Annotated in this window: 22 protein-coding genes; 9 read left to right on the top strand and 13 right to left on the bottom strand. The window is 71.5% G+C overall.

Annotation, left to right across the window (positions count from 1 at the left end; genetic code table 11):
- Nucleotides 1-18: 18 nt before the first annotated feature.
- The 7 genes from gyrA to dnaA all read right to left on the bottom strand — a co-directional run bounded on the left by gyrA (nucleotide 19) and on the right by dnaA (nucleotide 11,677).
- The gene (gene gyrA / locus ACZ6R9_RS04600; protein WP_380480233.1) at nucleotides 19-2,619 is read right to left on the bottom strand and encodes a DNA gyrase subunit A; all 2,601 of its coding nucleotides are present in this window, start codon (nucleotides 2,617-2,619) and stop codon (nucleotides 19-21) included.
- A gap of 37 nt (nucleotides 2,620-2,656) precedes the next feature.
- Complete coding sequence (gyrB, locus tag ACZ6R9_RS04595) at nucleotides 2,657-4,648, bottom strand: DNA topoisomerase (ATP-hydrolyzing) subunit B (RefSeq protein ID WP_380480235.1); 1,992 nt, start codon at nucleotides 4,646-4,648, stop codon at nucleotides 2,657-2,659.
- Between the two features lie 272 nt (nucleotides 4,649-4,920).
- The gene (locus ACZ6R9_RS04590) at nucleotides 4,921-5,433 is read right to left on the bottom strand and encodes a DciA family protein (protein WP_043915363.1); all 513 of its coding nucleotides are present in this window, start codon (nucleotides 5,431-5,433) and stop codon (nucleotides 4,921-4,923) included.
- A gap of 67 nt (nucleotides 5,434-5,500) precedes the next feature.
- The gene (gene recF, locus ACZ6R9_RS04585; protein ID WP_380480237.1) at nucleotides 5,501-6,637 is read right to left on the bottom strand and encodes a DNA replication/repair protein RecF; all 1,137 of its coding nucleotides are present in this window, start codon (nucleotides 6,635-6,637) and stop codon (nucleotides 5,501-5,503) included.
- Nucleotides 6,638-6,673: 36 nt separating this feature from the next.
- Nucleotides 6,674-7,549, bottom strand: a complete 876-nt coding sequence (gene gnd / locus ACZ6R9_RS04580; RefSeq protein ID WP_380480239.1) for a phosphogluconate dehydrogenase (NAD(+)-dependent, decarboxylating) — start codon at nucleotides 7,547-7,549, stop codon at nucleotides 6,674-6,676.
- Nucleotides 7,550-7,693: 144 nt separating this feature from the next.
- Entirely contained in the window at nucleotides 7,694-8,824 is a 1,131-nt protein-coding gene (dnaN, locus tag ACZ6R9_RS04575; RefSeq protein ID WP_380480241.1) for a DNA polymerase III subunit beta, read from the bottom strand.
- Nucleotides 8,825-9,865: 1,041 nt separating this feature from the next.
- Complete coding sequence (gene dnaA, locus ACZ6R9_RS04570; RefSeq protein ID WP_465536497.1) at nucleotides 9,866-11,677, bottom strand: chromosomal replication initiator protein DnaA; 1,812 nt, start codon at nucleotides 11,675-11,677, stop codon at nucleotides 9,866-9,868.
- Between the two features lie 426 nt (nucleotides 11,678-12,103).
- Here dnaA and rpmH point away from each other — a divergent pair, with 426 nt between their 5' ends.
- From rpmH to ACZ6R9_RS04525, 9 genes are all read left to right on the top strand, one after another.
- On the top strand, nucleotides 12,104-12,241 hold the full coding sequence (gene rpmH, locus ACZ6R9_RS04565) for a 50S ribosomal protein L34 (protein WP_043915359.1): 138 nt from the start codon (nucleotides 12,104-12,106) through the stop codon (nucleotides 12,239-12,241).
- Nucleotides 12,242-12,260: 19 nt separating this feature from the next.
- Nucleotides 12,261-12,689 (top strand): ribonuclease P protein component, encoded by a 429-nt coding sequence (gene rnpA, locus ACZ6R9_RS04560; protein WP_380480245.1) that lies wholly within the window; start codon nucleotides 12,261-12,263, stop codon nucleotides 12,687-12,689.
- Nucleotides 12,686-13,000 carry a membrane protein insertion efficiency factor YidD gene (gene yidD, locus ACZ6R9_RS04555; RefSeq protein ID WP_035864431.1) on the top strand — a complete coding sequence of 105 codons (315 nt, stop codon included), beginning with the start codon at nucleotides 12,686-12,688 and terminating at the stop codon, nucleotides 12,998-13,000. Before rnpA ends, yidD begins: the two co-directional genes overlap by 4 nt.
- 3 nt (nucleotides 13,001-13,003) lie before the next feature.
- Nucleotides 13,004-14,146: a membrane protein insertase YidC gene (gene yidC / locus ACZ6R9_RS04550; RefSeq protein ID WP_465536494.1), complete on the top strand. Its 1,143-nt coding sequence runs from the start codon at nucleotides 13,004-13,006 to the stop codon at nucleotides 14,144-14,146.
- Between the two features lie 56 nt (nucleotides 14,147-14,202).
- Nucleotides 14,203-14,724, top strand: a complete 522-nt coding sequence (locus ACZ6R9_RS04545; protein ID WP_465536492.1) for a Jag family protein — start codon at nucleotides 14,203-14,205, stop codon at nucleotides 14,722-14,724.
- Nucleotides 14,725-14,863: 139 nt separating this feature from the next.
- Entirely contained in the window at nucleotides 14,864-15,643 is a 780-nt protein-coding gene (gene rsmG, locus ACZ6R9_RS04540; protein WP_380480410.1) for a 16S rRNA (guanine(527)-N(7))-methyltransferase RsmG, read from the top strand.
- Nucleotides 15,644-15,904: 261 nt separating this feature from the next.
- A complete protein-coding gene (locus ACZ6R9_RS04535) occupies nucleotides 15,905-16,870 on the top strand; it encodes a ParA family protein (protein ID WP_380480412.1) in 966 nt (321 codons plus the stop codon).
- Nucleotides 16,867-17,919, top strand: coding sequence for a ParB/RepB/Spo0J family partition protein (locus ACZ6R9_RS04530; protein ID WP_380480251.1), 1,053 nt, complete (start codon nucleotides 16,867-16,869; stop codon nucleotides 17,917-17,919). The genes ACZ6R9_RS04535 and ACZ6R9_RS04530 overlap by 4 nt, the downstream gene beginning before the upstream one ends.
- 121 nt (nucleotides 17,920-18,040) lie before the next feature.
- Nucleotides 18,041-18,658, top strand: coding sequence for a GNAT family N-acetyltransferase (locus ACZ6R9_RS04525; RefSeq protein ID WP_380480253.1), 618 nt, complete (start codon nucleotides 18,041-18,043; stop codon nucleotides 18,656-18,658).
- Between the two features lie 178 nt (nucleotides 18,659-18,836).
- Here the strand turns inward: ACZ6R9_RS04525 and trxA are convergent, their stop codons facing one another.
- The 6 genes from trxA to murJ form a co-directional block, all read right to left on the bottom strand.
- Nucleotides 18,837-19,163 carry a thioredoxin gene (gene trxA / locus ACZ6R9_RS04520; RefSeq protein WP_380480255.1) on the bottom strand — a complete coding sequence of 109 codons (327 nt, stop codon included), beginning with the start codon at nucleotides 19,161-19,163 and terminating at the stop codon, nucleotides 18,837-18,839.
- 116 nt (nucleotides 19,164-19,279) lie between these two features.
- Nucleotides 19,280-20,245, bottom strand: a complete 966-nt coding sequence (gene trxB, locus ACZ6R9_RS04515) for a thioredoxin-disulfide reductase (RefSeq protein WP_380480257.1) — start codon at nucleotides 20,243-20,245, stop codon at nucleotides 19,280-19,282.
- A 152-nt stretch (nucleotides 20,246-20,397) separates the two neighbouring features.
- Nucleotides 20,398-21,288, bottom strand: a complete 891-nt coding sequence (locus ACZ6R9_RS04510) for an anti-sigma factor family protein (protein WP_465536490.1) — start codon at nucleotides 21,286-21,288, stop codon at nucleotides 20,398-20,400.
- A complete protein-coding gene (sigM, locus tag ACZ6R9_RS04505; RefSeq protein WP_465536488.1) occupies nucleotides 21,285-22,064 on the bottom strand; it encodes an RNA polymerase sigma factor SigM in 780 nt (259 codons plus the stop codon). The genes ACZ6R9_RS04510 and sigM overlap by 4 nt, the downstream gene beginning before the upstream one ends.
- A gap of 111 nt (nucleotides 22,065-22,175) precedes the next feature.
- A complete protein-coding gene (locus tag ACZ6R9_RS04500; protein WP_380480263.1) occupies nucleotides 22,176-24,215 on the bottom strand; it encodes a protein kinase family protein in 2,040 nt (679 codons plus the stop codon).
- Nucleotides 24,216-24,505: 290 nt separating this feature from the next.
- Complete coding sequence (gene murJ / locus ACZ6R9_RS04495) at nucleotides 24,506-26,947, bottom strand: murein biosynthesis integral membrane protein MurJ (protein WP_465536485.1); 2,442 nt, start codon at nucleotides 26,945-26,947, stop codon at nucleotides 24,506-24,508.
- Nucleotides 26,948-26,987: the final 40 nt, after the last annotated feature.

The following is a 26,987-nucleotide window of genomic DNA, read 5'->3' as shown; positions in this document are numbered from 1 at the left end:
CACGGTCGCGGTCGCGCGTCAGCCCTGGTCGGGCGTGCCGTCCGCCTCGTGCTCGGTGGCGGTCGCGGTCCCGGTCGCCTCGGCGTCGAGGTCCGCGCCCTCCTCCTCGTCGGCCTCCGCGTTGCGGGCCATGCCCACCACCGCGTCGCGCTTTCCGAGGTTGATCAGTTGGACGCCCATGGTGTCACGTCCGGTTTCACGAACCTCGGAAACCCTGGTCCGGATCACTCCTCCGGAGAGCGTGATGGCCATGATCTCGTCGGTCTCCTCGACCACCAGGGCGCCGACCAGCGAGCCCCGGCCCTCGACGATCTTCGCAGCCTTGATACCGAATCCGCCGCGTCCCTGGACACGGTACTCGTCGACCGACGTCCGCTTGGCGTAACCGCCGTCGGTGGCGGTGAAGACGTACGTCCCCGGGCGGACCACGTTCATCGAGAGCAGTTCGTCGTCCTCGCGGAACGACATGCCCTTGACGCCGGAGGTGGCCCGGCTCATCGGGCGCAGTGCCTCGTCGGTGGCCTTGAAGCGGATCGACTGAGCCTTCTTGGAGATCAGCAGCAGGTCGTCCTCGGCGGAGACCAGCTCGGCGCCGATCAGCTCGTCGTCCCGGCCCTCCTCGTCCTGGCGCAGGTTGATCGCGATCAGGCCGCCGGAGCGCGGCGAGTCGTAGTCCTTGAGCGGGGACTTCTTGACCAGGCCGCCGCGGGTGGCGAGCACCAGGTACGGCTTGTCCTCGTAGGTGCGCACCGCCATCACCTGGGTGATGTGCTCCTCCGGCTGGAAGGCCAGCAGGTTGGCGACGTGCTGGCCGCGGGCGTCGCGCCCGGCGTCGGGCAGCTCGTAGCCCTTGGCGCGGTAGACCCGGCCCTTGTTGGTGAAGAACAGGATCCAGTTGTGCGTGGTGGTGACGAAGAAGTGGTCGACGATGTCGTCCTGCTTCAGCTGCGCGCCGCGTACGCCCTTGCCGCCGCGCTTCTGCGAGCGGTAGAGGTCGGAGCGGGTGCGCTTGACGTAGCCGCCGCGGGTGATGGTGACCACGATGTCCTCCTCGGCGATGAGGTCCTCGATGGAGAGGTCGCCGTCGGAGGGGATCAGGGTGGAGCGCCGCTCGTCGCCGTACTTCTCGACGATCGCGGTGAGCTCCTCGGAGACGATCTCGCGCTGCCGGGCGGGCGAGGCGAGGATCGCGTTGTACTCGTTGATCTTGGCCTGGAGTTCGTCGTGCTCGCTGAGGATGCGGGCGCTCTCCAGGGCGGCCAGGCGGCGCAGCTGCATCTCGAGGATGGCGTTGGCCTGGAGTTCGTCGATCTCCAGCAGCTGCATCAGGCCGGTGCGGGCGGCGTCGGCGCTCTCCGAGGCGCGGATCAGCGCGATCACCGCGTCGATCTGGTCGAGGGCCTTGAGCAGCGCGCGCAGGATGTGGGCGCGCTCCTCGGCCTTGCGCAGCCGGAAGGTGGTCCGGCGGACGATGACCTCGATCTGGTGGGCGACCCAGTGCCGGATGAAGGCGTCCAGCGAGAGGGTGCGCGGCACGCCGTCGACCAGGGCCAGCATGTTGGCACCGAAGTTGGTCTGCAGGTCGGTGTGCTTGTACAGGTTGTTGAGCACGACCTTGGCGACCGCGTCCCGCTTGAGCACGATGACCAGGCGCTGGCCGGTGCGCGAGGAGGACTCGTCGCGGACGTCGGCGATGCCGGCGATCCGGCCGTCCTTGACCAGGTCGGCGATCTTCAGGGCGAGGTTGTCCGGGTTGACCTGGAACGGCAGCTCGGTGATCACCAGGCACTGGCGGCCCTGGATCTCCTCGACCTCGACCACGGCGCGCATGGTGATCGAGCCGCGGCCGGTGCGGTAGGCGTCCTCGATGCCGCGGCGGCCGACGATCAGCGCGCCGGTCGGGAAGTCGGGGCCCTTGATCCGCTCGATCAGGGCTTCCAGCAGCTCCTCGTTGGAGGCCTCGGGGTGCTCCAGTGCCCAGAGCGCGCCGGAGGCGACCTCGCGCAGGTTGTGCGGCGGGATGTTGGTGGCCATGCCGACCGCGATGCCGGTGGCACCGTTGACCAGCAGGTTGGGGATGCGCGAGGGCAGGACGGTGGGTTCCTGCTGGCGGCCGTCGTAGTTGGCGGCGAAATCGACGGTCTCCTCGTCGATGTCGCGCATCATCTCCATCGCCAGCGGCATCATCTTGCACTCGGTGTAGCGCATCGCCGCGGCCGGGTCGTTGCCCGGGGAGCCGAAGTTGCCGTTGCCGTCGACCAGCGGCATCCGCATCGACCAGGGCTGGGCGAGGCGGACCAGGGTGTCGTAGATCGAGGTGTCGCCGTGCGGGTGGTAGTTGCCCATCACGTCGCCGACCACGCGGGCGCACTTGTAGTAGCCCTTCTCGGGCCGGTAGCCGCCGTCGTACATCGCGTAGAGCACGCGGCGGTGCACCGGCTTGAGGCCGTCGCGGACCTCGGGCAGGGCGCGCGAGACGATGACGCTCATCGCGTAGTCGAGGTAGGAGCGCTGCATCTCGGTCTCGAGCTCGATGAGCTCGACCCGGTGACCGCTCTGGGCAAGGGTGGTGCTGTCCTCGGGCTGCTCGCCGCCGTCCGGACGGTTGTCGTCGACCACTGGTGGTCAGTTTCCTTTCAACGATCCTTGGCGGACGTCAGACGTCCAGGAAGCGGACGTCCTTCGCGTTGCGCTGGATGAAGGAGCGGCGGGCCTCGACGTCCTCGCCCATCAGGACGGAGAACAGGTCGTCGGCGCGGGCGGCGTCCTCCAGGGTGACCTGGAGCAGCAGGCGGTGGGCGGCGTCCATGGTGGTGACGCGCAGCTCCTCGGCGTTCATCTCGCCGAGGCCCTTGAAGCGCTGGATGGCGTCGTCCTTGGGGAGTCGGCGGCCGGCCTCGACGCCGGCCGCGATCAGCGCGTCGCGCTCGCGGTCGGAGTAGGCGTACTCGAACTCGTCCCGGCCCCACTTGATCTTGTACAGCGGGGGCATCGCCAGGTAGACGTACCCGGCCTCGACCAGCGGGCGCATGAAGCGGAACAGCAGGGTCAGCAGCAGGGTGCGGATGTGCTGTCCGTCGACGTCGGCGTCGGCCATCAGCACGATCTTGTGATAGCGGAGCTTCTCGGCGTCGTAGTCCTCCTGGATGCCGCAGCCGAAGGCCGAGATCAGCGCCTGGACCTCGGTGTTCTGCAGCACCTTGTCGATCCGGGCCTTCTCGACGTTCAGGATCTTGCCGCGGATCGGGAGGATGGCCTGGGTGCGCGGGTCGCGGCCCTGCTTGGCGGAGCCGCCGGCCGAGTCGCCCTCGACGATGAAGATCTCGCACTCGGCCGGGTCCTTGGACTGGCAGTCCGAGAGCTTGCCGGGCAGCGAGGCGGACTCCAGCAGGCCCTTGCGGCGGGTCAGGTCGCGGGCCTTGCGGGCGGCGACCCGGGCGCTGGCGGCCTGGATGGACTTGCGGACGATGTCCGCGGCCTCGTTGGGGTTGCGGTCCAGCCAGTCGGCCAGGTGCTCGTTGACCACCTTCTGCACGAAGGTCTTGGCCTCGGTGTTGCCGAGCTTGTCCTTGGTCTGGCCCTCGAACTGCGGCTCGCCGAGCTTGACCGAGATGATCGCGGTCAGGCCCTCGCGGATGTCCTCGCCGGAGAGGTTGTCGTCCTTGTCGCGGAGCAGCTTCTTGTCGCGCGCGTAACGGTTCATCAGACCGGTCAGCGCGGCGCGGAAGCCCTCCTCGTGGGTGCCGCCGCCGTGGGTGTGGATGGTGTTCGCGAACGAGTACACGCCCTCCGTGTAGGAGGAGTTCCACTGCATCGCGATCTCGGCGGAGATCCGCTTGTCCTTGTCCTCCGCCTCGAAGTCGATCACCGAGGGGTGGATCACCTCGCCCTTGCGGGAGTTGAGGTGCGCGACGAAGTCGGCGATGCCGCCGTCGTACTTGTACGTGACGGCGAGCGGCTTGCCCTCCTCGTCGGCGTGCTCGGCGCGCTCGTCGGTCAGCGAGATGGTCAGGCCCTTGTTGAGGAAGGCCATCTCCTGGAAGCGGCGGGAGAGCGTCTCGAAGGAGTAGACGGTGGTCTCGAAGATGTCCGGGTCGGCCCAGAAGGTGACGGTGGTGCCGGTCTCCTCGGTGGCCTCGTGCTTGGCCAGCGGGGCGGTCGGGGCACCGGCCTTGTACTCCTGGGTCCAGCGGGCGCCGTCGGTGAGGATGTCCACCGCGAGGCGGTTGGAGAGCGCGTTCACCACGGAGATGCCGACGCCGTGCAGACCGCCGGAGACCGCGTAGCCGCCGCCGCCGAACTTGCCGCCCGCGTGCAGCACGGTGAGGACCACCTCGACGGCGGGCTTGTCCTGGCCGGGCATGATGCCGACCGGGATGCCTCGGCCGTTGTCCACCACCCGCACGCCGCCGTCGGACAGGATCGTCACGTCGATGGTGTCGGCGTGGCCGGCCAGCGCCTCGTCGACCGAGTTGTCGACGATCTCGTAGACCAGGTGGTGCAGGCCGCGCTCACCGGTCGAACCGATGTACATGCCGGGGCGCTTGCGGACGGCGTCGAGGCCCTCCAGCACCTGGATCGCGCTGGCGTCGTACGCCTTGTTGTCGGACGGGTCTGGGGTCTGGCTGGGGTTGCCGGAATCGGCCACGAAGCGCCCTCTCTGGCACAGCGGGGCCGCGCCCCTTCCCGCTTGCCCGGGCAGGTGTGCGACCACGGCGTTTCGACTCTGTTGCTCCACGCAACGGTGTTTGCGCTTCAGTCTACCGGTACGACTGACAGAGAGGGGCGTTTGGCAGCCCCTGAGGGCAGATGTGCCGCCCTGAATCCCCTCGGGACGAGTCCCGATACTTGGCAGGGGGGCTCAGAGCGCCTGGACGGGCCGTCAGCGATTCCGGAGGGCCCCGATCCGCTCCGCCGGGCTCAGCCCCAGGTGTCCCCGGGGCCCTTGCTGCCGGGCGCCCGCAACCGCCCGTAACCGCGCACCGGGGCGTCCGGCCCCAGCACCTTGATCACCCGGACCGTGCCGTGCCCCAGCTCGTGATTCAGCCGGGCCACCAACTGGCGTGCCAGCAGCCGGAGTTGAGTGGCCCATGCGGTGGAGTCGCACTGCACGGTGAGCACCGCCTCGGCCTCCGCGTACGACTTGGGTTCACAGTGCGCAGCGATGTCCGGCCCCACGATCTGCGACCAGCGGCCCATCACTCCGCCCACCGCGGCCGGCGCCTCCCAGCCCCGCTCGGTGATCAGACGGTTCAGCGCGGCGCCCAGCGGCACCGGGTCGCGGCCGTCCGCGCGGGCCCCGCTGCGCAGCCCGGTCCGCTTGGCCTCGCGGCGCTCGCGGACCTGCTCGCCGCGCTGCCGGGCCTGCTCCTTGGCGGCGCGCAACGCCACCCGGGCCAGGTCCACACCCGAAAGCTCCGAGCCCTCCGACATCACGCTCCATCCCCAGGCTGTGGATAACTGCACCGACGAGCGGTCCAGGGTACGGGCTCGCCGGGGTTCACGGCGTGAGCCGGGTCACGGTGCCGTCCGAGACGGCGTACCGGGCACCGCTGAGCGCCTTCGGGACGTCCTCCGCGACCGCCGCGGTGACCAGCACCTGCTCGCCGCCGGCCACCAGCTCGGCCAGCCGGTCGCGGCGGCGGGCGTCCAGTTCGGCGAACACGTCGTCCAGGATCAGCACCGGCTCCCCGCCCTCGGAGCGCAGCAGCTCGTAGGAGGCGAGCCGCAGGGCCAGCGCGTACGACCAGGACTCGCCGTGGCTGGCGTAGCCCTTGGCGGGCAGCGGGCCGAGCCGCAGCAGCAGTTCGTCGCGGTGCGGGCCGACCAGGGTCAGGCCGCGCGCGACCTCCTGCGCCCGGGCCGCCTGCAGGGCGGCCAGCAGTTGCTGCTCGGCCTGTTCGCGGCTGGTGGGCAGCTCGCCCTCGAAGGAGGAGCGGTACTCCAGCACGGTCTCCCCGCCGCCGGGGGCCAGCTGACGGTAGGCCTCGGCGACCAGCGGCTGCAGGGCCGCCACCAGCTGGATCCGGAAGGCGGTCAGTTCGGCCCCGGTGCGGGCCAGGTGGCCGTCCCAGACCTCCAGGGTGGCCAGGTCGGCGGCCCGGCCGCTGCCCGCCCGGCGGGCCGTCGCGGCGGTCTTCAGCAGGGCGTTGCGCTGCTTGAGCACCCGCTCGTAGTCGGAGCGCACCCCGGCCAGCCGGGGCGCCCGGGCGGTCAGCAGCTCGTCCAGGAAGCGCCGGCGCTCGCCCGGGTCGCCCTTGACCAGGGTGAGGTCCTCGGGGGCGAACAGCACGGTGCGCAGCACGCCCAGCACATCGCGCGGGCGGACCTTGTCGGAACGGTTCAGCCGGGCCCGGTTGGCCTTGCCGGGGGTGATCTCCAGCTCCACCAGGGTGGTCCGGCCGCCCTGGGCGACCACGCTGGCCCGGACCACCGCGCGCTCGGCGCCGAGGCGCACCAGCGGGGCGTCGGAGGCCACCCGGTGGCTGCCCAGGGTGGCGAGGTAGCCGATCGCCTCGACCAGGTTGGTCTTGCCCTGCCCGTTGGGCCCCACGAACGCGGTGACGCCCGGGTCGAGCGGAACCTCGACCCGGGCGTAGGAACGGAAGTCGGCGAGCGACAGGTGCGCGACGTGCATGACGGTGGACTGCGCTCGCCTTCTGGCCGTGGGTACTTACTTGGACTCGACCGCGTGGCCGCCGAACTGGTTGCGCAGCGCGGCGATCATCTTCATCTGCGGCGAGTCCTCCTGGCGGGAGGCGAAGCGGGCGAACAGCGAGGCGGTGATCGCCGGCAGCGGCACCGCGTGGTCGATTGCGGCCTCGACCGTCCAGCGGCCCTCGCCGGAGTCCGCGGCCCAGCCCTTGAGCTTGGCCAGGTGCTCGTCGTCGTCCAGCGCCCGGACCGCCAGGTCGAGCAGCCAGGAGCGGATGACGGTGCCCTCCTGCCAGCTGCGGAACACCTCGCGCACGTCGGTGACCTCGGGGGCCGCCTCCAGCAGCTCCCAGCCCTCGGCGAAGGCCTGCATCATCGCGTACTCGATGCCGTTGTGGACCATCTTGGCGAAGTGGCCGGCGCCGACCTTGCCGGCGTGCACCGAGCCGAACTCGCCCTCGGGCTTGAGCGCGTCGAAGATCGGCTGGACCTTCGCGACGTGCTCGGCGTTGCCGCCGTACATCAGCGCGTAGCCGTTCTCCAGGCCCCAGACGCCGCCGGAGACACCGCAGTCGACAAAGCCGATGCCCTTGGCGGCCAGCAGCTCGGCGTGCTGGATGTCGTCGGTCCAGCGGGAGTTGCCGCCGTCCACCACCACGTCACCGGGGGAGAGCAGCTCGGCCAGGTGCTCGACGGTCTCCTGGGTGGGGCCGCCGGCCGGGACCATCACCCACACCACGCGGGGGCCCTCCAGCTTGGCGACCAGCTGCTCCACGCTGTCGACGTCGGCGAGGTCGGGGTTGCGGTCGTAGCCGATGACGGTGTGGCCGGCGCGGCGGATGCGCTCGCGCATGTTGCCGCCCATCTTGCCGAGACCGATGAGGCCGAGCTCCATGACAAGTCCTTCACTGTGGTGTCGTGCCTGACGGCGGCGCCGTTGCCGCGCTCCCCGAGCCTACGCCGCTGGTCGGGGAGGTCCGGGCAGCCACAGGGGCGCGGAGGCCGATGGCCCTCGCGCCCCTGGTGCCTGGAGACTTGGTCAGCCGGAGAGGCGGACCGGCATGATCAGGTACTGGTAGGCCTCGTCCGGCTCCGCGTCCACCGAGGGCTTGCCGGTGAGCAGGGCCGGCTTGGTCGGGGTGGTGAAGCTCAGCTGCGCGTACGCGGCGTCGATCGCCTTGAGCCCCTCCTCCAGGTAGCCGGGGTTGAACGCGATCGAGATGTCGTCGCCCTCAAGATCCGCCTCGACCCGCTCGGAGGCCTGGGCGTCGTCGCCCGAGCCGGCCTCCAGGGTGAGCACGCCCTGCTCGAAGTTCAGCCGGACCGGGGTGTTGCGCTCGGCCACCAGCGAGACGCGCTTGAGCGCCTCCAGGAACGGCTGGGTCTGCACCGCGGCGACGGCCGAGAACTCGGTCGGGAAGATCGACCGGAACTTCGGGAACTCGCCCTCCAGCAGGCGGGTGGTGGTCCGCCGGCCGGCGCCCTCGAAGCCGATCAGGCCCTCGCCGGCACCGCCGGTGGACAGCGCGATCGACACCTGGTCGCCGCTGCCCAGCGACTTGGCGATGTCCTGCAGGGTCTTGGCCGGGACGAGCGCGACGGCGTTGATGTCGTCCTGCTCGGGCTTCCACAGCAGCTCGCGGACGGCGAACCGGTAGCGGTCGGTGGCGGCCAGGGTGATCCCGCTGCCGTTGATCTCGACCCGGACGCCGGTCAGCACCGGGAGGGTGTCGTCGCGGCCGGCGGCGACCGCGGCCTGGCTGACCGCCGAGGCGAACACGTCGCCCGGGACGGTGCCGGTGGCGGTCGGCATCTGCGGCAGCGCCGGGTACTCGTCGACCGGCAGGGTCGGCAGGGTGAACCGGGAGCTGCCGCAGACCACGCTGACCCGCATACCGTCGGTGGAGATCTCCACCGGGCGGTTCGGCAGGTTGCGCGAGATGTCGTTGAGCAGGCGACCGGAGACCAGGACGGTGCCGGCCTCCTCGACGTCCGCCTCCAGCTCGACCCGGGCCGAAACCTCGTAGTCGAAGCCGGACAGCGCCAGCGTGCCGTCCTGCGCGGTCAGCAGCAGGCCGGCCAGCACCGGCACCGGCGGCCGCGCGGGGAGGCTGCGGGCGGCCCAGGCCACCGCCTCCGCGAGGACATCACGCTCCACCCGGAACTTCACCGGTAACCGCCTCCTGGCTGCTGTCGCCGCGCCCTCGGCCCGTATCGCCGACCGGCGCTGTTGATCGTCTTCCGGCTCCCCGCCGACCGGACTCGCTCCGCTCGGCTTCCAGGTGCCGAAGGACAGTCTGACGTACTCGGCCGACAGTCGGGGCAGATGGGCGGAAGCGAGCCGAACAGATGTCGGGGCGCGGTTGTCCACAGATTCGGGCCACCCCCACTGTTGATCAAGTCGCGAGGTCTCTAGGTGTAGCAGTAGTAGTAGGGCCTGTGGATACCGTGGATAACCCCGTTTTCGCAGGTCAGACCCGGTTTTTTGTCCACAGGTCTTGTGGATGCGGACTGTGGACAACCTAGGCCTGCTGTGGACAGCGGAGCGTAATCCACAGGGCACTGTGAGTATCCACAGGTTATCCCCAGGTTCATCCACAGAAATTGCCGGAGTTATCCACGGGCTCCGATCAACATCACGTGACGCCTTTCACACCCAGGCCTGACAAGGGAGTTGATGTTGTCGAACTGTGGACGCCGCTGTGGAAAACCTGGGGATAACTCCCCTGCTCCTGTGGACGGCCTGTGGACGACCCTGAGGTCATCCTGACGGCTCCTCAGTTCTCCACAGGCTGTGGATAACTGTTGTGCACAAGTCCACAGGGGTCTGACCTGCGCCGAAGAGCGTAGCGGCGATCCGCCTGTGGAGGAACCTCTGGATAACTCGGGCCGGTGGAGCCTGTGGACGGGGAAATCCCACCCGTTCCTGTGGACAACTCCAGTACGCACCCGAACCGTTCGATTTGCTGAGCAGATGTTCGGGTGGGCGGCGGATCGGCCGCCCGGGCCGCTGACCCGATTCCTGCCCCGCCACCGGCCGTTCCACACCCACCGATCGCCGGGATTCGCCCGGGCGGCCCGCCACAGGCCCGTTGTGGGCCCGCCGCAGGCCGTTGTGGGCCCGCCGCCGGCCCGTGGCGGGCATGCCGAAGGGGAGCCCGGCCGACTCGGCCCGACTCCCCTTCGACCTGCGTCAACTACCGTGCTGCCGCTAGCTCTTGATGCGGTTGGTCAGCTCGGTGACCTGGTTGTAGATGGACCGCCGCTCGGCCATCAGCGAGCGGATCTTCCGGTCCGCGTGCATCACCGTGGTGTGGTCCCGGCCGCCGAACTGCGCGCCGATCTTCGGCAGCGACAGGTCGGTCAGCTCCCGGCACAGGTACATGGCGATCTGGCGGGCCGTCACCAGCACCCGGCTGCGCGAGGATCCGCAGAGGTCCTCCACGCCCAGCCCGAAGTACGCGGCGGTCTGCTGCATGATCACCTGCGCGGTGATCTCCGGCCCGGCGTCCTCGTCGCCGCCCGGGATCAGGTCCTTCAGGACGATCCCGGCCAACTCCAGGTCCACCGGCGCCCGGTTCAGGTTGGCGAACGCGGTGACCCGGATCAGCGCGCCCTCCAACTCCCGGATGTTGCGGGTGATCCGGGACGCGATGAACTCCAACACGTCGGCGGGAGCGTTGAGTTGCTCCTGGATCGCCTTCTTGCGCAGGATCGCGATCCGGGTCTCCAGCTCCGGCGGGGTGACGTCGGTGATCAGGCCCCACTCGAACCGGTTGCGCAGCCGGTCCTCCAGCGTGATCAGCTGCTTGGGCGGCCGGTCCGAGGAGAGCACGATCTGCTTGTTGGCGTTGTGCAGGGTGTTGAAGGTGTGGAAGAACTCCTCCTGCGTCGACTCCTTGCTGGCCAGGAACTGAATGTCGTCGACCAGCAGGATGTCGATGTCCCGGTAGCGCTTGCGGAACGCGTCCGCCTTGCCGTCCCGGATCGAGTTGATGAACTCGTTGGTGAATTCCTCCGAGCTCACGTACCGCACCCGGGTGCCCGGGAACAGGCTGCGCGAGTAGTGCCCGATGGCGTGCAGCAGGTGGGTCTTGCCGAGACCGGACTCGCCGTAGATGAACAGCGGGTTGTACGCCTTGGCCGGGGCCTCGGCGACCGCCACCGCCGCGGCGTGCGCGAAGCGGTTGCTGGCGCCGATCACGAAGGTGTCGAACAGGTACTTGGGGTTCAGCCGGGCGTTCGGCTCGTCCTTGCGCGAGCCGCCCGCCGGGGGAGCACCGGGCGGGGCCGGGACGCCGGGCGCGGGCCGGCGCTCCACCGGGGCCGGCCGGTCGGACGGGCGGGGCGTGCCGCGCCGGGAGCCGCCGTGCCGCGGCCGGTCCTCGTCCGGGGAGCCCAGCGCGCCGCCGAACAGGTCGCCCTGCGCGGAGTCCGGGCCCGGACGGCTGGTCCGCCGCGGGGCCGGCTCGGGGCGCCGCTCGGGCACCGCCTGCGGCTCCCAGCTGCCGCCGCTCGCGTCGGGCTGCTCCCGGTACGGGTCCTGCGGCGCCGCCCCGTAGGGCTCGGCCGGCGGGTAGCCGGGCTGGTACGAGGGGCGCTGGTAGTCCTCGGCGGGACGGCCGGGCCAGGCGCCGGGCTGCGGCTGGTGGACGGCGGGGCCGGGCTGGTAGCCCTGCTCGGCCCGCGGGTGCGGCCACTGCTCGGCGCTCTCCGGCTCGGGCTCGGACTCGGCCTCCGGTTCGGCGGGCGGGGCGGCGTTGGCGTCCACCATCACGGCGATCCGCACCTGGCGGCCGAACTCCTGCGAGATGGCCTCGGTCAGCTGCGGCAGCAGCCGGCCCTCCAGCACCTGCTTGGCGAATTCGTTGGGCGCCGCGAGCAGGGCCGTGTCGTGCATCATCCACATCGGCTGGGTGCGGAGGATCCACTGCTTGTCCTTCTCCACGACATTGCTGTCGCTCACCAGTCGCTCGACGACCCTCGACCACATCAGGACGAGATCGCTGTTGACATCAGCCACTGGTACACGCTTTCTCGTTCCCCGGGCAGGGGCAGTCAGTCAAGGTCGGGAGTGATTCGGGTGGCGCGGCGCGGAGGCGGCCACGAGCACAGAACAAAAGAGACAAGTCCTGCAACGGTAGTCAGCGCGCAGAGCTGATTCAAGTCGTTGTCCACAGGCTGTGGGCAACGGGCCGACACCCACCTGGTTTGACCCTCCGACCCGCCGCCGCGTACCGTAACCAGGTCGAGTTGTCGATGGCCGCTGCCGCATGTCCGCGGGTCCGCCCGCTTCCATGACGCGCGCAGCACGGGCGCCGTGGTGGTCCCGGTCCAGCAGATCTGGGTCCCGGGACCGGATTTCCCAGTGCAAGGGGAGATCGCGCGGACGCACGGTGACGGCCAAGCGACCCCCCGTCATCCTACGATTCACCCCAGGAGCCCCCGAGTGAGCAAGCGCACCTTCCAGCCGAACAACCGTCGTCGCGCCAAGACCCACGGCTTCCGGCTGCGTATGCGTACCCGCGCCGGCCGCGCCATCCTGGCGTCGCGCCGCGCCAAGGGCCGCAGCGCCCTGTCCGCCTGATCCGCGCCAAGGGTCTGCAGTGCTGCCCACCGAGAATCGGCTGCGGCGGCGCCAGGACTTCGCGACCGCGGTGAAACGCGGTCGCCGCGCCGGTCGGCCCCTGCTGGTGGTCCACCTCCACAGAGAGGTGGTACCCGGGGAGGGCGCCGACCGGAACAGCGACTCCAGCCCGCACGTCGCCGAGGGGCTTCCTTCGGCGCGTGCGGGTTTCGTCGTGAGCAAGGCCGTGGGACCGGCCGTGGTTCGCAACGTGGTGAAGCGTCGGCTGCGTCACCTGGTCCGCGAGCGTCTGTCCCGGTTGCCCGAAGGTAGCCTGATAGTGGTACGGGCGCTGCCCGCTGCTGCGGCGGCCTCGTACGACGAACTCGGGCACGACCTGGACGCGGCGTTGCGCCGCCTGCTCAGGTCGGATCCGGCCGGCAGTGCCCCGACGGGAACAGGGCGATGAAGTACCTGCTGATGGGCCTGATCAGGCTCTACCAGTGGACGATCAGTCCACTGCTCGGCCCGGTGTGCCGTTACTACCCCTCGTGCTCCCGCTACGGGTACGAGGCGGTGCGCGTCCATGGGGCGATCAAGGGTGGCGGGCTGACCGTCTGGCGCATTCTGCGCTGCAATCCCTGGTCTCCCGGTGGGGTCGACCATGTTCCGCCGCGAAAGCATCCGGTGTGGCACCGCCGACTGCGCAATCTGCTGACCCCCACGAGCGGGACCGCCGAGCCGGAGCCGGTGGCGAAGCCCGATGTCCAAGGAGTCTGACCGGTGACCTTCGGTTTTCTGAGTCCCCTCTACTACGCGGTGTCCTGGATCATCGTCCAGTTCCACTCGCTGTTCAGCCACGTCTTCGATCCTGACGGCGGCTTGGCGTGGGGCCTGTCCATCGTGATGATGGTGGTCGCCATCCGGATCTGCCTGATCCCGCTCTTCGTGAAGCAGATCAAGGCGACCCGGGCCATGCAGGCGATCCAGCCGAAGATGAAGGCCATCCAGGAGCGCTACAAGAACGACAAGCAGCGCCAGTCCGAAGAGATGATGAAGCTGTACAAGGAGGCGGGTACCAACCCGTTCTCCTCGTGCCTTCCGATCCTCGTGCAGGCGCCGTTCTTCACCGCCCTCTACGGTGTGCTGGCCTCGGTCGCCAACGACAAGCCGATCGGCGTCATCGACCAGAGCCTGCTGGAGAGTGCCAAGCAGGCGCACATCTTCGGTGCCCCGCTGTCGGCGAAGTTCGTCGGTGCGGACAGCATCCAGGTCCAGATCGTCTGCGCGGTCATGATCGTGCTGATGTCGCTGTCGCAGTTCATCACCCAGCGCCAGCTGATGACCAAGAACGTGGACCTGACGGTCAAGACGCCGTTCATGCAGCAGCAGAAGATGCTGATGTACGTCTTCCCGGTCATGTTCGCCGTGATGGGCATCAACTTCCCGGTCGGTGTGCTGGTCTACTGGCTCACCACCAACGTCTGGTCGATGGGCCAGCAGCTGATCGTCATCCGCAACAACCCGACGCCGGGCAGCAAGGCGTGGGACGAGCGTCAGGCCCGCCTGAAGAAGCAGGGCCGGCTCAACCCGGACGGCTCGGTCAAGAAGACCGGCGGCGTGCTGGCCGCGCTGACCGGTTCCAAGGGCAGCGCGGAGGCCCAGGCCCAGGCGGCGGCCGAGGAGAGCGTGCAGGTGCGCCGGCAGCAGCCGCGCAAGCAGAGCAAGGCTCAGCGGCAGGCTTCGGCGGCCCACCAGGCACACGCCGCGGAGGAACAGAGCGCGGCGGGCGACGAGGCGAACGCCGAGCCGGCCGGGGCCGGGCAGTCCGGTACGAAGGCGGGCGGGGCGAAGCCGGCCGACCGGCAGGGTCAGCGCCAGCAGCCGAAGCGCGGCGGCCAGGCCCAGCGGCCGAAGAAGAAGTAGTCCCGACCCTCGTTCTCGGCCCCATCCGAGGGCCTCATTCCTGAAGGAGTCCACCTGTGACCGATGGCACCACCTCCGCCGTCGACACCGCGCCGGCCGGTGAGAGCGCCCTCGCGCGTCTGGAACGCGAGGGTGACATCGCCGCCGACTACCTGGAGGGTCTGCTGGACATCGCGGACCTGGACGGCGACATCGACATGGACGTCGAGGGGGACCGGGCGCTGGTCTCCATCGTCGGCGAGGGCGACGACCGGACGCTGCAGCGGCTGGTGGGCCAGGACGGCGAGGTGCTGGAGGCGCTCCAGGAGCTGACCCGGCTGGCCGTGCACCGGGAGACCGGTGAGCGCAGCCGACTGATGCTGGACGTCGCGGGCTTCCGGGCCCGCAAGCGGGCCGAGCTCGCGGAGCTGGGCGGGGACGCGGCCGAGCGGGTCAAGCGCACCGGCGAGCAGGTCAAGCTGCAGCCGATGACCCCGTTCGAGCGCAAGGTGGTGCACGACGCGGTGGCAGCCGCGGGACTGCGCAGCGAGTCGGAGGGCGAGGAGCCCCAGCGTTGTGTGGTCGTACTGCCGGCCTGATGCCGGTGGTGCCGTCGGAACGGCGTCCGACCCCGCCCGCCTCTCGCGGGCGGGGTCGTTGCCTTTGCGGTGGACTGATGTTTCACGTGGAACAGTGCAGGACGGGTGGGTGGATTCGACGGTGAGCGGAGAGGCAGAGATGGACAGGGACGGCACGGAGCCCGAGGCGCCGCTGGAGGGGCTGGCCGAAGCGCCGGCGGCAGCGGGACGGATCTTCGGTGATCGGCTGCCACTGGCCGTGCGCTACACCGAGCTGCTGGCGACCGCCGGGGTGCAGCGCGGGCTGATCGGCCCGCGCGAGGTGCCCCGGCTGTGGGACCGGCACGTGCTCAACTGCGCGGTGCTGGCCGAGCTGCTGCCCACCGGGGTCTCGCTGTGCGACGTCGGCTCGGGCGCCGGACTGCCCGGCATCCCGGTGGCGCTGGCCCGGCCGGACGTCTCGGTGACGCTGCTGGAGCCGCTGCTGCGGCGCACCACCTTCCTGGAGGAGGTGGTGCGCGAGCTCGGCCTGGACAACGTCACCGTGCTGCGCGGCCGGGCCGAGGAGATGATCGGCAAGCTGGCCGTGGACGTGGTGACCGCCCGTGCGGTGGCGCCGCTGGACCGGCTGGCCGGGTGGGGCATGCCGCTGCTGCGGCCCTACGGGCAGATGCTGGCGCTGAAGGGCGACACCGCGGAGCAGGAGCTGACCGACTCGCGGGCGGCGCTGACCCGGCTGGGCGCGGTGAAGTGGTCGGTGATCGGCGTTGGTGAGGGCGTGCTGGAGACCCAGACCCGGGTGGTCCGGGTGGAGGCCGGTGAGAGCCCCGGCGGCGTCAAGGCGGCCACCCGGCGGGCCAAGGCGGCCCGGGCCGGTCGCGGCGGCAAGGGCGCCGAGGGTGCGGGCCGGCGTGGTGGCGGTGGCCGCGGCCGGCGCTGAGCCGGTTGGGTGCGTTCAACTTGCGGGGCGGGTGGCGATCGGGTCACCCGCCCCGTCGGCTTGTCGGCGCCCCGGAGTGTCGGGCCGTCGGACACCGACATTCCGGGCATCGTGTTTCACGTGAAACGTCGCTTCCTGCTGACCGGCGTACTTGATCAGGAGCTGAACCGGGCCCGTGAACGGGACCCGGCAGTGACTGTCGCGGCTCCGGTTTCACGTGAAACACTGGCCCCCATGCAGGAGTCGGAGATCGTCGATCAGGTGGATGAAACCCCCGTCGCACGTGCCGCGCACGCCGTCGTCCCGGTCACCGGGTACGCCGGGGAGGGGCTTCCCCGACCCGCCGCCACCCGGGTCATGGTGGTCGCCAACCAGAAGGGTGGGGTCGGCAAGACCACCACCACCGTCAACCTGGCCGCCTCGCTCGCCATGCACGGTCTGCGAGTGCTGGTCATCGACCTCGACCCGCAGGGCAACGCCTCGACCGCCCTGGGCATCGACCACCACGCCGAGGTGCCGTCGATCTACGACGTGCTGGTGGAGGGCAAGCCGCTGGCCGACGTGGTGCAGCCGGTGGTGGACGTGGAGGGGCTGTTCTGCTGCCCGGCCACCATCGACCTGGCCGGCGCGGAGATCGAACTGGTCTCGCTGGTGGCGCGGGAGAGCAGGCTGCAGCGGGCCATCGCCGCCTACGAGCAGCCGCTGGACTACGTGCTGATCGACTGTCCGCCCTCGCTCGGGCTGCTGACCGTCAACGCCCTGGTGGCCGGTCAGGAGGTGCTGATCCCGATCCAGTGCGAGTACTACGCGCTGGAGGGCCTGGGGCAGCTGCTGAAGAACGTGGAGCTGGTGCGGGCGCACCTGAACCCGCTGCTGCACGTGTCGACCATTCTGCTGACCATGTACGACGCCCGGACCAGGCTGGCCGCGCAGGTTGCCGAGGAGGTGCGGACGCACTTCCAGAAGGAGGTGCTGGCCACCGCCATCCCGCGATCGGTGCGCATCTCCGAGGCCCCGAGCTACGGGCAGACCGTGCTCACCTACGACCCCGGTTCCAGCGGCGCGCTCTCCTACCTGGAGGCGGGACGCGAGCTGGCGCTGCGGGCCGAGGTCGCGAAGACGACGGTGGGGCGCCACCGGGCGGGTGTGGAGGTCGTTCCGCCCCGCAACGGCGCGGAGTCGTCCGCGTCGACGGCACAGCACAGTTCGATGGAGGGCAAGCGGTGAGTGGCACGCGCAGGGGTCTGGGCAGGGGTCTGGGAGCGCTGATCCCGGCGACCCAGCCGGCGGCCGGGGGAGCGGCCGCACCGGCCGACCCGCCGGCGCCGGTGGTTCCCACCGATCGCGGCACGGTGGCCGCCAAGGCGGCCGCGGAGAGTCTGCGGGAGCTGGCCGGAGACAAGCGCCGCAGCGTCCTGGAAGCGGCGCTGACGCCCGTGGACGGCGCCCGCTTCGCGGAGCTTCCGCTGGACTCGATCAGTCCCAACCCGCGCCAGCCGCGCGAGGTGTTCGACGAGGAGAAGCTCGCCGAACTGGTCGCCTCGATCAAGGAGGTCGGCCTGCTGCAGCCCGTGGTGGTCCGTCAGACCGGCCCGGAGCGCTATGAACTGATCATGGGTGAGCGCCGCTGGCGGGCCTCCCGGGAGGCCGGTCTGGCGGTGATTCCGGCGATCGTCCGGGCCACCGGGGACGACAAGCTGCTGCTGGACGCGCTGCTGGAGAACCTGCACCGGGCCGAGCTGAACGCGCTGGAGGAGGCCGCCGCGTACGACCAGCTGCTGCGCGACTTCGCCTGCACGCACGACCAGTTGGCGGCTCGGGTCGGCAAGTCCCGTTCGCACGTCTCCAACACGCTGCGACTGATGAAGCTGCCGGTCCCGGTGCAGCTGAAGGTCGCGGCCGGGACGGTCAGCGCCGGGCACGCGAAGGCGATCCTGATGGTGCCGGACGGTGCGGGCCAGGAGCTGCTGGCCGAGCGGGTGGTGGCCGAGCTGCTGACGGTGCGGGCCACCGAGGAGATCGCCGGGCTGATGGCCGGGGAGACCCCGAAGGCGAAGAAGGCCGGCCCGCGGGCGGGCCGGACGGTTTCACCGGCCTTCACCGAGCTGTCGGACCGGCTCTCGGACCGCTTCGAGACCCGGGTCAAGGTCGAGGCCTCGCAGCGCGACGGCCGGATCGGCAAGGGCAAGGTGGTGCTGGAGTTCGCCTCGGTCGAGGACCTGAACCGGATCCTGGACAGCCTCGCGCCGGGCGAGCAGGGGCTGCGGCTGTCCTGAGGTCGGTGACCGCGAACGGCGAACAACGGGTGCATGTTTCACGTGAAACGTGCACCCGTTTCGTCGCTCGGAGCAGACTGGACTCCAGGGCCGGTTTCCGCGTGGAGGAGGAGGTACGGGCGTGGGGCGAAGGGTCGTTCCGCTGACACTGGACAACCTCTCGGAGCTGCCGAACACCTGCCGCTCCTGCGTGTTCTGGGAGCTCGATCCGGTCAGCGGACGGGCCGCGCAGGACGGCGGCAAGGGCGAGTTGGAGAAGGAGGGCTGGATCTCCGCCGTACTGCTGGACTGGGGATCCTGCGGCAGAGTCGCCTACGTGGACGACCGCCCGGCCGGGTTCGTGCTCTACGCTCCGCCCGCGTACGTGCCGCGCGGGCAGTCGTTCCCGACCAGCCCGATCTCCCCGGACGCGGTACAGCTGATGGTCTCCCGGGTGCTGCCGGAGTTTCAGGGGCAGGGCCTGGGGCGGGTATTGGTGCAGGCGGTGGCCAAGGACCTGATCCGGCGCGGCTTCCGGGCGATCGAGGCGTTCGGTGCGCAGGGCAGCGAGATCCCCAGCTGCGTGCTGCCCGCCGAGCACCTGCGGGCGGTCGGCTTCAAGACCGTCCGGCCGCACCACCGGTATCCGCGGTTGCGGTTGGAGGCGCGCTCCACACTGTCCTGGAAGGGCGACATGGAGGGTGCGCTGGAGCGGCTGCTCGGCGGCCGGCGCAAGGAACCGGCGCTGCGGCCGTTCTGAGGGAGGCGTTCTCCGCTCTGGGCCCGCCCACGCGGAGCGGGCCGCCGCGCTCTCGGGGCTTCCTGACGAAGCCGTAGGAAGCCTGCTGAAGCCTTGCCCGAGGGCACGGAAACGCCGAGGCGGCCCGTACGAGGATTCCCCGTGCGAGCCGCCTCGGCGACGGTCGGCCGGAACTGACTTACAGGTACTCGGCCAGCTCGCGCAGCAGCGCGGCCTTCGGGCGGGCACCGGTGATGGTCTTCACCAGCTCGCCGCCCTTGTAGACGTTCAGCGTCGGGATGGAGATCACGTTGTAGGCCGCAGCGGTCTCCTGATTGGCGTCCACGTCGAGCTTGACGACGGACAGCTTGTCGCCGTGCTCGGCCGCGATGTCCTCCAGGACCGGGGCGATCTGGCGGCACGGGCCGCACCAGGTGGCCCAGAAGTCGACCAGGACGGGCTTGTCGCTCTTGAGTACCTCGGCCGCGAAGGTGGCGTCGGTTACTTCCTTGGTGGCGCCGGCCACGGGAACTCCTTGGGGTCGGAGGGGAAATGCGAGAGGGATAACAACGGCGGGGGCGGTTCTGTTTCGTGGCGGAAACGGTCGCCGCCCCGGCCGGGGGCTGCTCGGCCCGGTGGACGTCAGACCGCGAGGGCGGCGGTCTCGGCCTCGGCGTCGGTCAGCGCGGCGAGGTAGCGCTCAGCGTCCAGCGCGGCGGAGCAGCCGGTACCGGCGGCGGTGATCGCCTGGCGGTAGGTGTGGTCGACCACGTCGCCCGCGGCGAAGACGCCGGGGATGTTGGTGCGGGTGGAGGGGGCCTCGACCTTGAGGTAGCCCTCGGCGTCCAGGTCGAGCTGGCCCTTGAACAGGTCGGTGCGCGGGTCGTGGCCGATCGCGATGAACAGGCCGGTGACGGGCAGCTCGCGCAGGTCGCCGGTGTTGGTGTCGCGCAGGGTCAGACCGGACAGCTTCGGGTCGCCGTGGATCTCCTCGACCGCGCTGTCCCAGGCGAAGGTGATCTTCGGGTCGGCGAAGGCGCGCTCCTGCATGGCCTTGGAGGCGCGCAGGGTGTTGCGGCGGTGGACCACCGTGACGCTGCGGGCGAAGCGGGACAGGAAGGTGGCCTCCTCCAGCGCGGTGTCGCCGCCGCCGACCACCGCGATGTCCTGGTCGCGGAAGAAGAAGCCGTCGCAGGTCGCGCACCAGGAGACGCCGCGGCCGGAGAGCTTGTCCTCGTTCGGCAGGCCGAGCTTGCGGTGCTGCGAGCCGGTGGTGACGATCACGGCGCGGGCGCGGTGCACGGTGCCCTCGGAGTCGGTGACGGTCTTGATGTCGCCCGTGAGGTCGACGGCGATCACGTCGTCCGGCACCAGCTCGGCGCCGAAGCGCTCGGCCTGGGCCCGCATGTTGTCCATCAGCTCGGGACCCATGATGCCGTCGCGGAAGCCCGGGAAGTTCTCCACCTCGGTGGTGTTCATCAGCGCGCCGCCGGCCGTGACCGCGCCCTCGAAGACCAGAGGCTGGAGGGAGGCACGCGCGGTGTACAGCGCAGCGGTGTATCCGGACGGGCCGGAACCGATGATGATCACGTTACGGACGTCGCTCACTGCATCTCCTGGTTCGCATGGCGTCCCGCTTGCGCGGGGGAGGGCGGTCGCTCCGCCGCCCCGGACAACGACTTACCAGTCTCCCGCATTCCCAGGCCCGACCGGACCAACCACCCCCGGTCCGGGAGTGGGCGGCGCGGAACGGTGAGGAATCAGGGGGCCGGGACGGTGCTGTGCAGCAGGATCGTCGAACGGGGGCAGTCCGGGGTGGCCAGGTAGACGTCCAGCGGCCCGCTGCCGCCGGGCGGGCGGAACACCAGGGCCAGCACCGGCCGGCCCTGGTAGCTGCCCGTTCCGGTGGCCAGCGGCGGCTCGTCCGGGTGCCCGGTGGCGCTCAGGGCGCAGGCTGTCGGGTCCTTGCCCGGGTCGGCCGCGGAGAGGTGCCCGGCGGGTTTGGTGGTCAGCAGCTCGTGGATCTGGGCCGGGAGCTGTTCGGCGGTGAAGGCCGGGCCCGAGCCGCCGACGGCGTTCGGCTCGGGGCGCGCGGCGTCGGCGGTCCTCGGTTCGGACGTGGCGTTGCCGTGGGCGGTGGTGAGAGTGCCGCTGCCCGATGGGTTCCGGCTGAGCAGCACCCCGCCCACGGTGGCCGCGACGGCCACGGCGGCGGTGGCGAGCAGCAGGCTCAGGGCGCGACGGCGGCGGCGCGCGGGGCGTCCCGGACCGCTCGCCGCGCGCGGGGCACCGGCGGGCCCCCCGGTGCGGGGCGGGCCGGACGGGGCCGCAGCGGGGCGCTCCGGACGAGCCTCGGCACAGGTTTCGGCGCGGGTCTCGGCACGGGTCTCGGCACGGGTTTCGGCGCGAGCGGCGGATTCGGCGGCCAGCGCCGCCGTCAGCCGGTCGGCGACCTCCTGCGGCATCGGCGGGGCGGGGGTGTCCGCCAGCAGCTCCGGGAGGCCGCGGAGCGCGGCGTAGTCCTCGGCGCAGGACGGGCAGCCGGCCAGGTGCTGGTGGAGCGGTTCGGCCTGCTCGGGCGGGAGCAACTCCTCGGCCAGGTCGGCCAGCGCGTCCAGGTCGGGGTGCTCGGAAGGCGGGTGCGGCGTCATCGCGGGGTCGCATCTCCTTCCAGCGCGGTGGCGGGATCCGTGGGTGGGACGGGTGTGGGCCGGTTCGGGTTCCCGGCCCGGGGCGCGGGCGGTGTTCCACGTGGAACACCGGCCGGATCGTTCTCCCGCGGCATGCGGGCGGCGTCGGTTTCACGTGGAACACGGGCGGCGCCGGTGCCACCTGGAACCTCGGTTTCACGTGGAACACCGCCCGGCCCGAGGTGGCGCAGCAGCGGCAGCAGCCTGGCCCGGCCGCGGGCGCAGCGGCTCTTGACGGTGCCGACCGGGACGCCGAGCACCGCGGCGGCCTCGGCGACCGGGTAGCCCTGCATGTCGACGAGTACCAGGGCGGCCCGTTGGTCGGCGGGCAGCCCGGCCAGGGCGTCGGCCACCTCGCGCCGGGTTTCGGCGCGCACCGCGTGGCTCTCCGCGCCCTCGCTGGTGCCGAGCGCGGCCTCCGGCGGGCCGCCCGGGTGCTGGTCGAGCGACTCGGCCCGGCGGACGGCGCCGCGGCGGGCGCGGTCCAGGCAGGCGTTCACCACGATCCGGTGCAGCCAGGTGGTGACCGCCGAGCGGCCCTGGAAGCCGGCGGCGGCCCGGAACGCGGAGACCAGGGCGTCCTGGAGCGCGTCCGCGGCCTCCTCGCGGTCGCCGAGGGTGCGCACCGCGACGGCCCACAGCCGGTCGCGGTGGCGGTGCACCAGTAGCCCGAAGGCGTCCGGATCGCCCGCCGTGTGCCGGGCGAGCAGTTCGGCGTCGGTGGGCTCCTCGGCCATCCGCCCCCTCCTCGCGGTCCGGCCGTCCGCTCCGGCGGCCGTGGGTCACCATCGTTGGGGATCCGGCGGAGCGGATCAAGAGGCGCCGGGGTTCCGGCCGCCCGTTGGGGGCTATCCGTTGACCTGGATCTCGGCGATCTTGCCGCGGTAGCCGCCGTCGTCGCCGGTGGGCAGGTTGGTGAGCCAGACCAGCAGGTACCGGGTGCTGACCGGGGCGGTGGGCTTCAGGGTGACCTTGGTGCCGGAGCCGGTGGCGATCGAGGTGAGGCTCTTGAAGCCGTTGTCGTCGGGGGTCGGCGCGGTGGTGGCGCCGGTCGGGGCGGCCCGCAGTTCGACCTTGGTGGAGCCGATGAGCTGGACGTCCACCGAGCCGACGGCGCGGGCCGAGCCGAGGTCGATCAGCAGGCCGGTGCCGGGCCGCCAGTCGCCGAACTGGTCGTTGTAGCGCTGGGTGGTCCAGGTGGTCGCCGGGTTGCCGTCGGTGGCGTTCGGGATCTCGCTGGGGTGCTCGTCCTTGGTGTCGCCGTACGCGTTGAACGGGGAGACCGATGTGATGGCGAGCTTCTCGCCGGTGACGGCGGGGGCGCTGCCGGACGGGGTGGGGGCGGGCGAGCTGTGGTTGGTGGTGCCCTTGTCGTGCTTGTTGACGTAATCCACTGCCTGCCAGGAGCCGACCGTGACGGCGGACAGAGCCACCAGCGAGGCGGTCCACTTGAGCACCCGGCGCAGGGCGCTGCGGCGGCGCGGGGCGGGGCGGGGGGCGACCGGGGCCGGCGCGGGAGCGGGTGCGGTGGTGGGGATCGCCTGGGTGGGCGCGGCGGGGGAGTAGCGCGGCCGGGCGGTGGGCAGGGCGCGCAGCGTGGGCGGGGCGGGCTGCTCCGGCGGGCGGATCTTCGGCAGCTCGGCGATCGCCGCGGCCAGTTCGGCGGGGGTGGTGATCGGCGCCTTGTGGTGCGGCGGCTGCTCGCACAGGATCCGCGCGGCGAGCTCCGCCAGGCCCTTGTGGACGCCGGCCCGGACCTGGTCCGGGGGCACGCAGCCGAGGTCCTTGGGGAGCCCTTGGAGGTCGTAGCGGTCCTCCGGGTAGGGCCAGCGGTGGGTGAGCGAGGCGTACAGCAGTGCGCCGATCGCACGGACGTCGGTCAGTTCGGCGTTCTCGGTGGGCAGTCCGCGCAGGGCGGCGTCCACCGCGATGCCGTTGATCCGGTACTGGCCGCCGTCGGTGCGCAGCACGCACTTCGGGGTGAGCCGCAGGTGGGCCTGGCCGCGCTGGTGGGCGGCGGCGATGGCGTCGGTGACCTGGCGGACCATCTGGTAGGCGTCGTACGGCTCCAGCGGGCCGTCCGCCAGCAGCTCGGCCAGGTCGCGGGCGCCGGGCAGCCACTCGCGGACCACGTACACCAGCTCGCCCTCCTGCACCGCGTCCAGCACCTGGACGAAGCGCGGGTCGCCGAGCAGGGCGGCGCTGCGGGCGGCGGTGAGCACCGACTTGGCGCGGCGGTGGCCGGCCGAGAGCAGGTGCACGCCGACGGCGCGGCGGAGCTTCTCGTCGACGGCGCGCCAGCTGGTGAAGGTGTCCGACTCGGAGATGCACTCCTCCAGCCGGTAGCGGCCGCCGATCTTGTCGCCGCTGTGCCGCGGCGGGGCGGGCAGCACGGTGGGCAGGGTGGCCGTGTCGGCGTCCAGGGTCTCGGTGCTGGTGGCCGGGGCGGGCTCGGACGGCTCGATCGGGGGCAGCGGGCGGCGCACGCCGCGGCTGCGGGAGGGGCGCTCGGCGCGGGCGGCGCCCTGGGCGGCCAGCTCGGCGTCGATCTCCTGTGCGGAGAGCGGGGCGGTGGCCTCGGCGAGCGGCTGCTGCGGGTCGTCGCTTCCGGCCTCGTCGGCGGGCGCGGCAGGGGTGGGCCGCAGCGGGGTGGTCGGGGTGTCCTTCACCCGGGGCTTCGCCGAGCCCTTCGAGCCGGCCTTCGGCGCGTCCTGGGGGGTGCTCTTCGGGGAGCCGGTCGCGGTGCTCTTCACCGCGCCGTCGGCGGAGCCTTTCGCGGCGCGGCCGCGGTCGGATCCGGTGTCGCGCTGCGAGGTTCCGGGCGCGGCCTCGGTCGCCGCCCCGTCCGTCTCGGACGTGTCGACGATCGCCTTGGTGCCGTCAGCCACCGTGGTCCTGCCTCCCCTTGTGTCGTCCCGGGCCAAGCCGGGACGGTCGACGAGCCGCTGCCGGAGTGGACGTCCGTGCTGCAAGGTCAATTGTGCCCACTCCCGGCACCCTGGTACGACCGCTGAGAGTGCCGGGAGGTTGCCCACTCGTCCACTTCCGGGCGAACGGCAGACGAATGGGCCGGAATCGGGGGTGTGCCCCGACTCCGGCCCACCGTAGGCGGACTGGGTCGCCGACAGATCGTCAGCACTCCGGGTGACGTGCCGTCAACCCGCGATCGGCGTTCCGGTCAGCGGCCGAGCCGCCGGCGGACCATTCCGGTGAGCGCGTTGAGCTCCTCGATGCGCATCCGGCGGGCCAGCAGCAGGAACACCGCGATCTGGACGACGGCCGCCGCCAGCAGCGTCAGTACGTTGCCGAGCCAGCCGTCCAGCATCCGCAGCGCGAACAGCTCGATCACCAGGCCGACCACGGCGGCGGGCAGCGAGGCGATCGCCAGCCGGACGTAGGTCTTGGTGATCCGGGCGGTGTCCAGGCCGCCGATCCGCGCCTTCAGCTTCGGCACCGCGACGAACACGCCCACCGCGTAGGACAGGCCGTAGCCCAGTGCCATGCCGGTCACCGCCCACTGCGCGGGCAGCAGCAGCCAGCACAGCACTGCGGTGCCGGCCTGGGTGAGCGCCACCCAGACGGTGTTGGAGAACGGGGTGCGGGTGTCCTCGTAGGCGTAGAAGCCGCGCAGCAGTACGTACTGCACCGAGTACGGGATCAGGCCGAGAGCGAAGGCGGAGAGCATGTAGCCGACCGCGGTGGCGCCGTGCGCGGCCGCGCCGCCGTTGCCCAGGCCGTAGATCGAGGAGCCGATCACCGGGCCCAGCGACAGGAACAGGAACGCCGCCGGGACGATCGCCACCGCCGAGGTGCGCAGGCCGTAGGAGAGGTCGTCGCGGACCGCCCCGGCGTCCTGGTCGGCGGCCGCCCGGGACAGCCGGGGGAGCACCGCGCTCATCACCGACACGGTGATCACCGCCATCGGCAGCTGCCAGATCAGCAGCGCGTTGGAGTACGCGGCCAGGCCGACGCCGAGGTGGCCGTCGTGCTCGGCGGCCTTGCCGGACGCGGTGGCCAGCTGCGTCACCACCAGGAAGCCCGCCTGGTTGGCCAGCACGAACAGGAACGTCCACTTGGCCAGCCGGGCCGCCTTGCCCAGGCCGTGCCCGCGCCAGTCGAAGCGCGGCCGGAACGCGAAGCCCGCCGACCGCAGGTACGGGATCATCGACAGCGCCTGCACCGCCAGGCCCAGCATGGTGCCGATGCCGAGCAGCCGGACGCCCTCGGGGGAGATGGTCTGCGGGGTGGTCCCGGTGTGCTGGAAGGTGCCGTACACGCCGATGTACATCGCGAAGGTGAAGATCACCACGAGGTTGTTCAGGACCGGCGTCCACATCATCGCGCCGAACCGGCCGCGGGCGTTGAGGATCTGGCCCATCACCACGTGCACGCCCATGAAGAAGATGGTCGGCAGGCAGTACCGGGCCAGCGCGACCGTGGTGTCGGCGCTCTGCTGGTCCCGCATCAGCGCGTGCGAGATCAGCTGCACCAGCACCGGCGCGGCCAGCACCGCCACGAACACCACGCCCGCCAGGCCGGTCACCACCAGGGTGAGCAGCCGGTTCGCGTAGGCGGTGCCGCCGTCCTCGTCGTTCTTCATGCTGCGCACCAGCTGCGGGACGAACACCGCGTTCAGCGCGCCGCCGCCGATCAGGATGTACAGCAGGGTGGGCAGCGTGTTGGCGGCGTTGTACGAGTCGCCCATCGAGGCCACGCCGATCGCGGCGGCGATCACCATGGTGCGCAGGAAGCCGGTGCCGCGGGAGACCAGGGTGCCGGCCGCCATGATGGCGCTGGAGTTCAGCAGGCCGGCGACCTTGCCGCCGCCACCCCCGGCCGGGACGGCGGGCTCGGGCGGAGCGGTCGGGGCGGGCGGCGCGGTCGGCTCGGGCGGCGCGGTGGCGGCGTTGGCCTCCAGCACCGCCGCGTCGGCCCGCATCACCGCCTCCTCCTCGGACAGCGGGGGGTCGAACTCGATCGGCGGCACGTACGGGTGGCGCTCGTCCGCCGCCGGGACCGGCTCGGCGCCGAAGGCCCGTGCGGGCTCCGGGGCGTCGGCGGGCTCGGGGTGTTCCGGCGCGTCGGTGTCCGCGGCCTTCGCCACGGCCTGATCCGGTGCCGTTACCGGAGCAGCCTGCGCGCGTGCCTGTACGGGTGCCTGCGCGGATTCCTGTTCGGGGGCGGCCGGTTCCTGTTCGGGGGCCGACAGCAGGCTCTCCACGCCGACGTACTCGGTGGTCTCGGTGCCCCGGCGCGACCCGGCCGGCTCGGCGGCCTCCGCTGCCACCTCGGCGGCGATCGACGCCCAGCGCGGTGCCGGCGCGGTCAGCCGCAGGGCGGACTCGGAGCCGCGGCTCGGCTGGCCGGGCACCGCCGCCGTGGTCTCCGGGGCGTCCTGGACGTCCGTGGTGTCCGGGACGGCCTCCGGCACGTCGACCTCGCCGTACGGGTCCGTGCCCCCGTACGCCTCGGCGGCGTACGGGTCACGGGCGTAGGTGTCGGCGACGTACCAGTCGGCGGTGGGGTCGGCGGGGGCGGCGGCGGACCGTGGACCGCCCGCGCGGTCCTGGGGCCTACCTCCGCCCTGGTCCTGGGCTGCTCGCTCGCTCCGCTCGTTCATGCCACCAATCCACGTCAGAGAGGGGGGACGGGCGCCCGGG

The organism is Kitasatospora sp. NPDC048662, assembly GCF_055587065.1.
Note: the sequence above shows the minus strand (reverse complement) of the source record. Positions and strands in the feature narration are given on the sequence as shown.

What these genes read in the sequence shown, in the direction of transcription:
- yidD (WP_035864431.1), top strand. Translation starts at nt 12,686, where the DNA reads ATGAAGTACCTGCTGATGGGCCTGATCAGGCTCTACCAGTGGACGATC.
- murJ (WP_465536485.1), bottom strand. Translation starts at nt 26,947, where the DNA reads ATGAACGAGCGGAGCGAGCGAGCAGCCCAGGACCAGGGCGGAGGTAGG.
- ACZ6R9_RS04510 (WP_465536490.1), bottom strand. Translation starts at nt 21,288, where the DNA reads ATGACGCCGCACCCGCCTTCCGAGCACCCCGACCTGGACGCGCTGGCC.
- ACZ6R9_RS04590 (WP_043915363.1), bottom strand. Translation starts at nt 5,433, where the DNA reads ATGTCGGAGGGCTCGGAGCTTTCGGGTGTGGACCTGGCCCGGGTGGCG.
- recF (WP_380480237.1), bottom strand. Translation starts at nt 6,637, where the DNA reads ATGCACGTCGCGCACCTGTCGCTCGCCGACTTCCGTTCCTACGCCCGG.
- sigM (WP_465536488.1), bottom strand. Translation starts at nt 22,064, where the DNA reads ATGGCCGAGGAGCCCACCGACGCCGAACTGCTCGCCCGGCACACGGCG.
- gnd (WP_380480239.1), bottom strand. Translation starts at nt 7,549, where the DNA reads ATGGAGCTCGGCCTCATCGGTCTCGGCAAGATGGGCGGCAACATGCGC.
- rsmG (WP_380480410.1), top strand. Translation starts at nt 14,864, where the DNA reads ATGGACAGGGACGGCACGGAGCCCGAGGCGCCGCTGGAGGGGCTGGCC.